This is a genomic window from Massilia arenae (assembly GCF_008014745.1).
Taxonomy (GTDB): domain Bacteria; phylum Pseudomonadota; class Gammaproteobacteria; order Burkholderiales; family Burkholderiaceae_D; genus Telluria; species Telluria arenae.
The window spans coordinates 16,882-29,548 of the sequence record NZ_VPFD01000029.1 but is presented as its reverse complement, the minus strand read 5'-3'; the positions used below and the strand labels follow the sequence as shown (position 1 = coordinate 29,548).

Annotated in this window: 9 protein-coding genes; 5 read left to right on the top strand and 4 right to left on the bottom strand. The window is 66.6% G+C overall.

Translation table 11 applies throughout. The annotated features are described in order from the left end of the window. Positions 1-137 precede the first annotated feature (137 nt). A complete protein-coding gene (gene nhaR, locus FVD38_RS21730; RefSeq protein ID WP_147936713.1) occupies positions 138-1,082 on the top strand; it encodes a transcriptional activator NhaR in 945 nt (314 codons plus the stop codon). A gap of 33 nt (positions 1,083-1,115) precedes the next feature. Here nhaR and selD read toward each other — a convergent pair whose 3' ends face one another. From selD to FVD38_RS21715, 3 genes are all read right to left on the bottom strand, one after another. Beyond that, positions 1,116-2,171 carry a selenide, water dikinase SelD gene (gene selD, locus FVD38_RS21725; RefSeq protein ID WP_147936712.1) on the bottom strand — a complete coding sequence of 352 codons (1,056 nt, stop codon included), beginning with the start codon at positions 2,169-2,171 and terminating at the stop codon, positions 1,116-1,118. 235 nt (positions 2,172-2,406) lie between these two features. Beyond that, positions 2,407-3,999 carry a DEAD/DEAH box helicase gene (locus FVD38_RS21720; RefSeq protein WP_147936711.1) on the bottom strand — a complete coding sequence of 531 codons (1,593 nt, stop codon included), beginning with the start codon at positions 3,997-3,999 and terminating at the stop codon, positions 2,407-2,409. 366 nt (positions 4,000-4,365) lie between these two features. Beyond that, the gene (locus FVD38_RS21715) at positions 4,366-5,697 is read right to left on the bottom strand and encodes a transglycosylase SLT domain-containing protein (RefSeq protein ID WP_147936710.1); all 1,332 of its coding nucleotides are present in this window, start codon (positions 5,695-5,697) and stop codon (positions 4,366-4,368) included. Between the two features lie 325 nt (positions 5,698-6,022). On the opposite strand from FVD38_RS21715, the gene FVD38_RS21710 reads away from it, so the two are divergent. Next, positions 6,023-6,589: a DUF1415 domain-containing protein gene (locus tag FVD38_RS21710; protein ID WP_147936709.1), complete on the top strand. Its 567-nt coding sequence runs from the start codon at positions 6,023-6,025 to the stop codon at positions 6,587-6,589. After that, positions 6,573-6,794, top strand: a complete 222-nt coding sequence (locus tag FVD38_RS21705; protein WP_147936708.1) for a DUF1289 domain-containing protein — start codon at positions 6,573-6,575, stop codon at positions 6,792-6,794. Before FVD38_RS21710 ends, FVD38_RS21705 begins: the two co-directional genes overlap by 17 nt. A 13-nt stretch (positions 6,795-6,807) precedes the next feature. Here FVD38_RS21705 and FVD38_RS21700 read toward each other — a convergent pair whose 3' ends face one another. Next, positions 6,808-7,317: a DUF1993 domain-containing protein gene (locus tag FVD38_RS21700; protein WP_147936707.1), complete on the bottom strand. Its 510-nt coding sequence runs from the start codon at positions 7,315-7,317 to the stop codon at positions 6,808-6,810. A gap of 154 nt (positions 7,318-7,471) precedes the next feature. Between FVD38_RS21700 and FVD38_RS21695 the strand changes: the two genes are divergently transcribed. Both FVD38_RS21695 and FVD38_RS21690 read left to right on the top strand, forming a co-directional pair. After that, the gene (locus FVD38_RS21695) at positions 7,472-10,333 is read left to right on the top strand and encodes a bifunctional diguanylate cyclase/phosphodiesterase (RefSeq protein WP_147936706.1); all 2,862 of its coding nucleotides are present in this window, start codon (positions 7,472-7,474) and stop codon (positions 10,331-10,333) included. Continuing rightward, on the top strand, positions 10,326-12,590 hold the full coding sequence (locus tag FVD38_RS21690; protein WP_147936705.1) for a xanthine dehydrogenase family protein molybdopterin-binding subunit: 2,265 nt from the start codon (positions 10,326-10,328) through the stop codon (positions 12,588-12,590). The genes FVD38_RS21695 and FVD38_RS21690 overlap by 8 nt, the downstream gene beginning before the upstream one ends. Positions 12,591-12,667 lie beyond the last annotated feature (77 nt).

Below are 12,667 nucleotides of genomic sequence, written 5' to 3'. Positions count from 1 at the left end.
TGTACTTACAACGGGACGAGGGGGCATGACAGTCCTCCAATGGGTAAAAACCACACTATAGGTTGCACCAATACATCGTACAAATCGAATATTGTTTGATGTAAGATCGAGTTTTTCGATCTTTACGCGAGAGCGCCGTGTCGACACTCAACTATAAACACCTGCGTTACTTCTGGATGGTAGCGAAAACCGGCAGCATTGCGCGCGCAGCCGAACAGCTGCACCTGACGCCCCACTCGATCTCCGGCCAGCTGTCCGAATTCGCCAACAGCCTGGGCGTCGAGCTGTTTCGCCGGGTGGGGCGCAAGCTCGAACTGACCGACACCGGGCGCCGCATCGTGAGCTACGCCGAAGCCATCTTCAATACCGGCGACGAGCTGCTGGAGCTGGTGCGTGACCAGGCCTTCGCGACCACGTCCTATCGCGTCGGTTGCGCCGATTCGGTCTCCAAGCTGATTGCCGTCGATCTGGTCGAGCCGGCCCTCAGGCTGAAAGACCCCGTCAAGCTGATCTGCCGTGAAGGGCGGCTGGACAGCCTGATCGCCGACCTGGCCGTGCACCGGCTCGACCTGGTGGTCGCCGACCGCCCGATCCCGGGCCACTTCAGCGTGCGCGCCTATAACCACTTGCTGGGCGAGAGCCCGATGACGGCCTTTTGCACCGAGACGCTGGCGGCCACCTTTGACCAACCATTCCCGGCCTGCCTGCACAATGCCCCGATGCTGCTGCCGGGCGAGGATTTCGCGATCCACCAGCGCCTGCTGCGCTGGCTCGAACGCTGCGACGTGCATCCGCGTGTGGTGGGAGAGTTCGACGACAGCGCCATGATCCAGGCCTTCGGCCGCTCGGGCGCTGGCGTGTTCTTCGCACCAAGCGTGATCGCGGCCCAGGTCAGCAGCCAGTACGGCCTGGTCGCGCTGGGCGAGGTCGAGTCGGTGGTCGAGCAGGTGTATGCGATTACCACCGAGCGCCGCATGAGCCATCCGGCCACCGTGGCGATCAGCAGGCTGGCGCGCGACAAGCTGTTCGCGCGCGGCGATGGCCGCGGTGAGAGCGCGGGCGAGGGGCGAGGTGGCGACTGACGGGCGCCGCGCGGCGCCCGGGTCGGTAAAACGTCAGGCGCGAACGGTGACGCCGGCGGCGCCGGCTTCGATGCGGCCGACCACCGCCGCATCCGCGAACCCTTCGCGCGCGAACAGGGCCAGCACCTCGTCGACCGAGGCCGGATCGCAGGCCACCAGCAGGCCGCCCGAGGTTTGCGGATCGGTCAGCAGCGCGCGCTGGGCCGGGGTGAGGGCATCGTCGAGCTGCACGTCCTTGCCATAGGCATCCCAGTTGCGTCCCGAGGCGCCGGTGAAGAAGCCGTCATGCGCCAGTTGCAGCACGCCGGGCAGCAGGGGGATCGCCGGCATATCAAGTGTCGCGTGCATCTGGGCGCCACGCGCGAGTTCGAGCAGGTGGCCCAAGAGGCCAAAGCCGGTGACGTCGGTCATGGCGTGCACGCCGGGCATGTCGGCCAGCAGGCGGCCCGGCTTGTTCAATTTGGTGGTATTGGCGATCATGGCCGCATAACCGTCCTCGCCCAGCACGCCCTTCTTGAGCGCGGCCGACAGCACGCCCACGCCCAGCGGTTTGCCCAGCACCAGCACGTCGCCGGCGCCGGCGGCGCTGTTCTTCTTGACCTTCGACGGGTGCACCAGGCCCATCACCACCAGGCCGTAGATCGGCTCGACCGAATCGATCGTGTGGCCGCCGGCGATCGGGATGCCGGCTTCGCGGCAGATCGATGCGCCGCCTTCCAGGATCTGGCCGATGGTCTCGAGCGGCAGCTTGTTGATCGGCATGCCGACCAGGGCCAGGGCCATGATCGGGGTGCCGCCCATCGCATACACGTCCGAGATCGCATTGGTGGCGGCGATGCGGCCGAAGTCGAACGGGTCGTCGACGATCGGCATGAAGAAATCGGTGGTGGCGACCAGCGCCTGCTCGTCATTGAGCAGGTAGACCGCGGCGTCGTCCGAGGTCTCGATGCCGACCATCAGCTCCTTCGGCAGCGGAAAGCCGCCGGACGACTTGAGGATCTCGGCCAGCACGCCGGGCGCGATCTTGCAGCCGCAGCCGCCGCCGTGCGAGAACGAGGTGAGTTTGATGGGTTGGTCGCTGGTACTCATGGGATATCCGGTTATCGTTGATCGTGGAATTATCGCGCAAGTCGGACGCCGGCGCTTGGCGGCGAGCCTGCGAGGTACTTTTTTCGTTGGCCCAAAAGCGTCGTCCCCGCGCAGGCGGGGACCCAAGGTTGCCTGCACAGCCACTTCGGTATTCGTAGTGGCGTGCTGAGAAACTTGGATCCCCGCCTGCGCGGGGACGACGGGTTACTGCAGTTTGCTGTTTAGCGTTCGGAGATTACTCGCCGAACGAACGGCGGGCGCCGTCCATCGAGCGCGGGTGGGCGCCCTTGTAGCCGCCTTCGCGGCGCTGGCCCTGGCCTTCGCGCGGGCCGCCGAAGCGGTTGCCGTCGCGTGGCGCACGGTCGGCGGCCGGACGGTCGCCTTGTGGACGCGGCGCGTAACCCTCGCGCGGGCCACGGTCGGCGTAACGGCTCTCGCCGGCAGGGCGGTCGCCCTGCGGACGCGCCGCGAAGCCTTCGCGTGGCGTGCGGTCGGCGTAACCGCCTTCACGCGGGCCGGCCGGCTTGCCGAAGCCGCGCTGGGCCGGCTTGCCGGCACCGGCATTGCGGCCGTCGCCGGGCTTCCAGCCTGGACGGGCTGCCGCGCGGGCCGGTGCTGCGCTGCGCTTCGGCTCGAAACCTTCGACCACGTTGACCGGGATCGGCTGGCGGGTGAAGCGTTCGATGCGGCGGATGTTCATGTTCTCGGCGTGGTTGACCAGCGAGATCGCGGTGCCGTTGCGGCCGGCGCGGCCGGTACGGCCGATACGGTGCACGTAGTCCTCGGGGAACTTCGGCAGGTCGTAGTTCACCACGTGGGTGATGGTCGGCACGTCGATGCCGCGCGCGGCGACGTCGGTGGCCACCAGCACGCGCACGCTGCCGCGGCGCATGCCGTCGAGCGTGCGGTTACGGGCGCCCTGGTGCATGTCGCCATGCAGTGCGGCGGCGGCGAAGCCGGCGATGTTCAGGCGGTCGGCGATCATGTCGGCGTCACGCTTGGTGGCGGTGAACACCACGGCCTGGTCCATCGACTCGTCGCGCAGCAGGTGGTCGAGCAGGCGGTTCTTGTGCGACAGGTCGTCGACAAAGTGAACGCGCTGCACGATGTTCTCGTGACGGTTACCGGCGCTGGCGATCTGGATCGTCATCGGATCGGTGGTGATGCGACGGGCCATATTGCCCACGACGCCGTCCAGGGTTGCCGAGAACAGCATGGTCTGGCGGGTCGACGGGGTAGCGGCGACGATCTTCTCGATGTCGTCGATAAAGCCCATGTCGAGCATGCGGTCGGCTTCGTCCAGCACCAGGATTTCGAGCTGCGAGAAGTCGATCTTGCCCGAGTCCATATGGTCGATCAGGCGGCCAGGGGTGGCGACCAGGATCTCAGGATTCTTGGCCAGCAGTTGCATCTGCTTCGGGTACGGCATGCCGCCCAGGATCGAGACGCAGCGCACGCGGCGCATGTGGGCCGTGTACTTGTCGGTGTTGCTGGTCACTTGCAGGGCCAGTTCGCGGGTCGGGGTCAGGACCAGCATCTTCGGCTGGGCTGGCTTGAAACGGACGCGCTCGCCGCGTGCCTTGGCAGCCTGCGCTTCTTGTGCAGGGGTCTTGCCGACCGGGGTAGGCTCGGCGTTGGCCAGGCGGTGCAGGGCCGGCAGCATGAAGGCCGCGGTCTTGCCCGAACCGGTTTGCGAGGACACCAGCAGGTCGCGGCCGGCGATGGCTGCAGGGACGGCTTGCAACTGGACCGGGGTCGGGGTGGTGTAGCCGCTGTCGACGACTGCCTGGACGATGGACGCGTGCAGGCCAAGTGCTTCAAAACTCATGTGTGCTTACTTTCGAAATAAATCATGCGTTCGCACATGTGGCGCGAACGTAAAAATGCAACGCGAACCGACAAACGAAATGACTTAGTAGTGAAAGAAATTTCGGCACAAAAGCTTTGCGCCGGGACGGTGTCTGGAAACGACACACAAGGCGGGAGGCTTTGGAAAGGCGCTCTATGTCGAGCTGCCTGGGGTTTGCGTAGCTGCTGGTTGTACTGCTAACGCTGTTGCTGCCGGCTCATCGAATCTCCTGGAGATCGTATCGAGCGGGCGCGATGTCGCAGCGCACAAACAGAACTATACAGGTTTTTCCGTTTGTTTGCACGACAGCGCGTAAAACCGTGCAGCTAATGCTGCACGGCAACATCAGCGCTGCTTGCGCTTGGAAGAAGTATTGCGGGCGAGGCGCTTGCTGTTCTTGCTGGTGCTCGCCTTGGCCTTGAAGCGTGAGGCATTGCGCTTGGCCTTGCCGCGGTCGGCTTCAAAGGCCACCACCGCGTTCTCGATGATGTTCTCGGCGATGTCGCCATGGCTCGAGGCCGAGGTCTTCGGTACCAGAATGGTCGAGCCGGCTTTCAGGCGCGACTGCGGCGGGATATTGTTGGCCTGGCGGATGACATCGGGCGTGGTGCCGAACTTCGAAGCCAGCTGGGCGATGGTCACGCGGGCGCCGGTGATCCTGTGCGTGGTCCAGGTCGACAGCGCATGGCCCCACTGCGCCAGGTTGATGTGGAATTTTTCGGCGTTCTCGGTCGGCAGCAGGATCTTGGTGCGCTCGCCGCCGATGATCACCGGCTTCTTGAATTGCGGATTGAGCGCCTTGAATTCGTCGAGCGACATTTCGGCCAGCTGGGCCGCGATGGCCAGGTCGATGTCGCTGGTCTTGTCGACCGTGGTGAAGTAGGGCTGGTTGTCGATCGCCGGCAGGGTGACGCCGTACTGCGAAGGATTGGCCACCACGTTCTTGACCGCCTGCAATTTAGGCACGTAGTTGCGGGTCTCGGCCGGCATCAGCTCGGCGAGGCTGTCGAAGTCGGTCGGCTTGCCCAGTTCCTGGTTTTTCTTGATGGCGCGCTGGACATTACCTTCGCCCCAGTTATATGCCGCCAGGGCCAGCGGCCAGTCGCCGAACATCGTGTACAGGCGCTGCAGATAGGAGAGGGCGGCGTCGGTCGAGGCGACCACGCCGCGCCGCTCGTCCTTGAACATATTCTGGCGCAGGTCGAAATCCTTGCCGGTGCCCGGCACGAATTGCCACAGGCCGGCGGCATTGGCGCTCGACATGGCTTGCGGGTTGAAGGCCGATTCGATCACCGGCAGTAGCGCCAGCTCGGTCGGCATGCCGCGTTTTTCCAGTTCCGACACCACGTGGTACAGATAAGGCGAGGCGCGTCCGGAGATGCGCGACAGGTTACCCGGATGCGCCGCATAGGCCTGGGCGTGGCGCGTCACCAGGGCATTGTTCAGGTCGGGAATCGCATAGCCGCTGCGGATGCGGCCCCAGACATCGGTCTCACGGAATTCGTCGGCATCCAGTTTCATCGTCGACGACGACAGTGCCGGGCGCTCGTAGCTGGCGGCGGCGTGGGCGCCAGAAGCCGGGGCCGCGTCCATCGCCTGGCAGAGCGGTGCTGCCGCCAGGAGGGCCAGCGCAGCCAGGGTGAAGATGGAGCGTTTCGTATCGTGCATGGGCTTCATGTGAGGCGTTTCCAATGTTGCGTCCAGGAACGAACGGGCAGGACAGAAGGGCAGTGTACGTATCAATTGTCGAGTCAGTCAAGAATTAAGTCGCTGTCGTTACAATTGAAATCGAACGATAAATGTCATCCATTGGCATCATGAAAACGGAAGATGCCGCACATATCACGGATATTGCCGAGCAGTGCGCTGTTTGTCCGACCCATCCCGGATAACGGCCGTGTCTGGCAAACCTTAGCGCTGTGGCGGGGTCGAACTATGAGTGGGCGCAAAGAGTGCGTACAATCCAGGCTTTGCCGTTCGCCTTGCTTTCGAAAGTTTCACCATGAGCACCCCCAATCTGAACGCCGACGACGATGCCATCGTCGCCGCCACCCGCAAGTGGCTGGAGCGCGCCGTCATCGGCCTCAATCTCTGCCCCTTCGCCAAGTCGGTCTATGTCAAGGAGCAGGTGCGCTACGTCGTTTCGAACGCCACCACGCCCGAGCAATTGCTTGAGACCTTGATGGACGAGTTGCAACGCCTGTCCGATACCAGCCCCGAGCAGATCGACACGACCTTGCTGATCCACCCATTCGTGCTGAACGATTTCGAGGACTACAACGAATTCCTGGACGTGGCCGATGTCGCGGTCGAGGACATGCAGCTCGATGGCGAGTTGCAGGTGGCTTCCTTCCACCCGGATTACCAGTTCGCCGACAGCGACGCCAACGACATCGCGAACTACACCAACCGCGCCCCGTACCCGATCCTGCACCTGCTGCGCGAGGACAGCATCGCGCGCGCGGTCGAGGCCTTCCCGGAAGCGGAAGAGATCTTCGAAAAGAATATCGCGACCATGGAAAAGCTCGGCCACGAAGGCTGGGACAAGCTCGATGTCGGCCCGGCCTGAAGACCGCGCCGCCGTGGCGGCGGCGGCGGCCGAACGTCCCGATACCCCGTGCGTGGCGGTGTGCTCGACCACCTTCGACGAGGTGTGCCGCGGCTGCGGCCGCACGGTCGCCGAAGTCGCCCACTGGGTGTCGATGGACGCTGCCGCGAAGGAGGTCGTGTGGCAGCGCATCCTGGCGCAGGGTTATCCGCGCCGGAATACTTGACTGTGGGGCCTGCTCAATAGGCCCCGATGAAATCCTTCTTGCCGATCGGGACGCCGTTGTGGCGCAGGATCGCGTACGCCGTCGTCACGTGGAAGAAGAACTGCGGCAGCGCGAAGTGGGTCAGGTAGTGCGCGCCGTCGTCGAAATGGCGCGCCCGCTCGCCGCTGCCATGGGTGATGGCGCGGGTGGCGCCGGCTTCCACGTCCGCTTCTTTTAGTCCGTCGATGAAGCCCAGCGTTTTGCTGATGCGCTGCTGCAGCTCGGCGAAGCTGCGTTCGCCATCTTCGTAGCGCGGCGGCTCGACCCCGGCCAGGCGCGCGCTGGCGCCCTTGGCGAAGTCGGTGGCGATCTGGATTTGTTTGGCCAGCGGGAACATGTCGGGATAGAGGCGCGCCTGCAGCAGGGCGTCCGGCTCGATGCGGCGTTCCTGGGCGTGGGCCTCGGCTTTTTCCAGCACCGCGGCCAGGCTGCCCAGCAACTGGCGCAATACCGGCACCGAAGCGGAATACAGGGAATGGCTCATCTGGTTCTCCTATTGTCAGAATCGTCCCATCATAGCAAGTCCTGTCGCGCGCCGTTGACGGTGTTGCCCCTATAGTTAGTGACTCCCGGCAAGCAACTGTGCATAATCTGGCCATCCTTTATGCATCGGGCTCGCCCGACCCCGTTCCGCGTCCATGTCGAGTCCCGTTGCCCGCAATCCGTCCCGCCTGCGTTCGCTGTACGGCCGTTCGCTATACGGTGCGCTGCTGCTGGTGGTGTTCGCCGGCCTGCTGGCCCCCGCCGTGGTCGGCGGCTACCTGCTGGTCGGCCTGCAGCAGCGCGCAGGCGCCAGCCTGAACGACACGCTGCAGGGCAATTACGCGCTGGTGCTGGCACTGCAATTGGCGGTGTCGCTGCTCCTGATCGCGCTGCTGCTGCGGCGGCGCCTGGTGTCGCCCCTGCGCCAGCTGATGCGTTTTTCGGACCGCCTGGCGCGCGGCGACTTCGAGACGCCGCTGGCGCTGTCGGCCCACGACGAGCTGGGACGGCTGGGCGAGCAGATGGAGCGCATGCGCCTGGCGATCCGCGACCTGTTCGCCGACGTCGCGCGCCGCGAGGAACAGTTCCGCACCATCGTGACCCAGGTCCCGGGCGCCGTCTATCGCGCGCGCGCGGGCGGGGCGATCGAATTCGTCAGCGACGAGATCGAGAAGATCACCGGCTACCCGTCGGCGCGCTTCATGTGCGCCACCACCGAGGACTGGGCCGCCATCGTCCATCCGGAAGACCGGCGCGTCTACCACCGCACCGTGCGCGATGCGGCGCTGTCGGGCGCCGCCTTCGAGATGGAATACCGGATCGTCGACGCCCACGGCATCGAGCGCTGGGTGCAGGAACACGGCCAGCCGCAGGCCGCCTGGGATCCGGCGCTGCACGGCCCGGATGGCGTGCGGGTGGACGGCATCATCTCGGACATCAGCGAGCGCCGCCACGACGAGATGCGCATCGAGGCGCTGCTGGCCGAACAGGGCGCGATCCTCGATAACGTCATGTTCGGCGTGCTGTTCGTGCGCCAGCGCCGCATCGTCTCGAGCAACCGCCGCTGCGAAGAGCTGTTCGGCTACGCCGAAGGCGAGATGGTGGGGCAGTCGACCGCGGTCCTGTATCCCAACCACGAGGACTATGAACGCATCGGCGTCGAACAGTATCCGCTGCTCGAGAAAGGCATGGACCTGGGCGAGGAGCGCCAGCTGCGCCACCGCGACGGCAGCCTGTTCTGGTGCCTGATGAGCGGCTGTGCGCTGGAGCCGAACCGCGCCAACGAGGGCAGCATCTGGGTGTTCGCCGACATCACGGAGCGCAAGCTGGCCGAGGAAAAGCTGCGCCTGTCGGCCAATGTGCTGGAACACATCGCCGACGGCGTGATGGTGCTCGACGTGCACGGGCGGATCGCGGCCACCAATCCCGCGTTTACCCGCATCACCGGCTATGCCGAGCATGAAGCCTTGGGGCGCACTTCGAGCCTGTCTTCGCACGACGGATCAGGCACCCGCAACGATCCCGCCCTGTACCAGGAACTGTGGCGCGAGCTCGACGCATCTGGCTTCTGGCGCGGCGAGATCTGGGACACGCGCAAGGGCGGCGAAGCCTACCTGGAAGCGCTCACGGTGTCGGCGGTGCGCGACGACGACGGCGCCACCACCCACTATGTGTGCGTGTTCAGCGACATCACGCGCGAGCGCGAATCACAGAACCAGCTCGACCACCTGGCCCATCACGATGCGCTGACCGCGCTGCCCAACCGCCTGCTGTACCACGACCGCCTGCGCCATGCGATGGCGCGCGCCGAACGCGACGGCGATCAGCTGGCGGTGATGTTCATCGACCTCGACCGCTTCAAGAACGTCAACGACACGCTGGGCCACCATGTGGGCGACGAGTTGCTCAAGCAGGCGGCGCTGGCGCTGTCGCGCTGCCTGCGCGAAGGCGATACCTTGGCCCGCCTGGGCGGCGACGAATTCATCGTGCTGCTGGAAGACGTCGACGGCATGCACGGCGCCACGCGCGTGGCCGACAAGCTGATGGCGATGTTCGAGCAGCCCTTCAATGTCTCGGGCTACGAGCTGTTCGTCACCGGCAGCGTCGGCATCAGCCTGTATCCGCAGGACGGGCGCGACATGCACATCCTGATCCGCAATGCCGACGTGGCGATGTACCAGGCCAAGGCGCGCGGCCGCAACGGCTACCGGTTCTACGCGCCGGCGATGAGCGGCGACGGCGAGCTGCGCCTGCGCATGGAGGCCCTGCTGCGGCGCGCGATCGACAAGGACGAGATCCATCTGGCCTACCAGCCGCAGGTCGAGATCGACAGTGGCCGCCTGATCGGGGTCGAGGCCCTGCTGCGCTGGAACAGTCCCGAACTGGGGCAGGTCGCGCCCAGCAGCTTCATCCCGCTGGCCGAGGACACCGGCTTCATCGGCCAGCTGGGCCAGTGGGTGCTGCAGGAAGCCTGCCGCCAGATGGTGGCGTGGGAGGCGCGCGGCCTGGCGGTGCCGAAGATCGCCGTCAACCTGTCGGTGCGCCAGTTCGAGCGCGGCGGCATGGCGGCGGCCGTGGCCGGGGTCTTGCAGGACACCGGCCTGGCGCCGCAGCGCCTGCAGCTCGAGGTGACGGAATCGGTGATCATGAACACGGGCGACGCGCTGCAGTATGTGAACGACCTGCATGCGGTCGGCGTGTGCCTTGCGATCGACGACTTCGGCACCGGTTATTCGTCGCTGGCCTACCTGAAGCAGCTGCCGGTGCAGACCCTCAAGATCGACCGCAGCTTCATCAAGGACATCCCGCAGGATCCGGACGACGAGGCGATCGCGATCGCCATCATCCAGCTCGGCAAGAGCATGAACCTGTCGGTGATCGCGGAAGGCGTCGAGCGCGAGGACCAGGCGGCCTTTTTGCTGCGCCATGGCTGCAACCTGGCCCAGGGCTATTTGTACGGCAAGCCGCTCGCGCACGGCGAGATCCTGGCGCGCTGGGGAGTTGAGCAAAATGCATAAGCTAACCCGCCGCAACTTCCTGCTGGCCGGCCTGGCCGCCGGCGGCGCGCTGCTGATCGGCTGGGGCGCGCAGCCGCCGCGCCAGCGCCTGCATCCTTCGCGCCCGCTGGCGCTGGCCGACGACGAGGTCGCGCTCAACGGCTGGGTCGCGCTCGCGCCCGACGGCACGGTGTCGGTGGTGGTGCCGCGCAGCGAAATGGGGCAGGGCGTGCACACGGCGCTGCCGATGCTGGTGGCCGAGGAACTCGACATCGGCCTGGACGCGGTGCGCGTCATCGCACCGCCGATCGACAAGATCTATGCCAACGTCACGGTGCTGCGCGAAAACCTGCCGTTCCACCCGGACGACGGCGGCCATACGGCCCAGGGCGCACAGTGGCTGATGGCGAAGATCGGCCGCGAGCTGGGCATCATGTTTACCGGCGGCTCGAGCAGCGTGCGCGATGCCTGGCTGCCGATGCGCGAAGCGGGCGCGGTGGCGCGCGCGATGCTGGTGAAGGCGGCCGCGCAGGAGTGGGGCGCGCGGGTGGAGGACTGCCGCACCGGGGATGGCTTCGTGATCCACGCCGACGGCCGCAGCGCCGGTTATGGCGCGCTGGCCGGGCTGGCGGCACAGGCTGGCGCCGGACTCACCGCGCGCGATGTGCGCCTGAAGGAACCGAAACACTTCCGCCTGATCGGCAAGCCTTTGCCGCGCCTGGACAGCCGCGCCAAGTCCGACGGCAGCGCGCGCTTCGGCATCGATGCGCGGCCGGCCGGGATGGTGTACGCGGCCTTGACGATGGCGCCGACGATCGGCGCCACGCTCGCGGCATTCGACGCCGACGCCGTGCGCCGGATGCCGGGCGTGCTGGCCGTGGTCGACGTCTCGTCCGCGCTCGAGGGCCGCACCGGCGCCGGGGCCGGCGTGGCGGTGGTGGCGTCGACCTGGTGGCAGGCGCGCCAGGCGGCCCAGGCCTTGCCGGTCACCTGGCAGCCGGGCGAGGGTGCGGCGCTGTCGAGCGCCGCCGTCCTGGCCGGCCTGGCGCGCGCGCTCGATGAGGAACGCGGCTACGTCTATCACGAGACCGGTGCGCAAGAGGTCAAGGGCGCCGTGCGCACGCTGCGCGCCGAATACCGCGCGCCGTTCCTGGCCCATGCGGCATTGGAACCGGTGAATTGCACGGCCCAGGTGGCGCATGGCAAGGTGCGGCTGTGGGCCTCGACCCAGGTGCCGAGCATCGCGGTCGACTGCGCCGCGCGCGTAGCCGGGGTGGCGCGCGAGGACGTGGCGATCGAGGTCATGCTGCTGGGCGGCGGCTTCGGGCGCCGGCTCGAAGTGGACATGGTGGCGCAGGCGGTGGCCGTCGCCAGGGCTCTCGACGGCCAGCCGGTGCAGCTGATCTGGACCCGCGAACAGGACACGATGCACGACGTCTACCGTCCGGCGGCGCTGGCGCGCTTCAGCGCGCAGCTGGACGAGGGCGGCGCCATCCTGGCCTGGGATAATAAATCGGCGAGCGGCTCCATTGGCCATCAGTACGTGGAACGCAGCCTGGGCCTGCCGGGCGTGGGGCCGGACAAGACCACGGCCGAGGGAGAATACGACCATCAATATGCGATTCCGAACCAGCGCGTCGCGCACGTGATCGTGGACAGCCAGGTGCCGATCGGCTACTGGCGCTCGGTCGGGCATTCGCACAATGCCTTCTTCAAGGAGTCGTTCCTGGACGAGGTGGCGCACGCCGGCGGACAGGATCCGGTGGCCTTGCGGCGCACCCTGCTGGCGGGCCAGCCGCGCGCGCTGGCGGTGCTCGATGCGGCGGTGGCTGCCGCCGGCCAGGCGCCGGAAGGACGCGCGCACGGCGTGGCGCTGCACCGCTCGTTCGGCAGCACGGTGGCCCAGGTGGCCGAGGTCGCGGTCGAGGATGGCGAGATCCGCGTGCACCGCGTGGTGTGCGCGATCGATTGCGGCCTGGTGGTCAACCCGAATATCGTGGCCCAGCAGGTAGAGTCGGGCGTGGTGTTCGGGCTATCGGCGGCGCTGGCGGGTGAGATCACGATCGAGGCAGGCAAGATCCAGCAGTCGAACTTCGGCGACTATCCGCTGCCGCGCATGGGGCAGGTGCCGCATGTGGAGACCATCGTGATGGCCAGCAGCGCGCATCCGGAAGGCGTGGGCGAACCGGCCGTGCCGCCGGTGGCGCCGGCGGTGGCGGCGGCGGTGTTCAAGCTGACCGGCAAGCGGTTGCGGGCGCTGCCGCTGACGCTGGCTTGATCGGATCGATCAGGGGCACAGCCTCCTTCGTCGGTGCGGATGGTCTTTCGTCGCGCGTGGCACAGGCCTGAAGGACG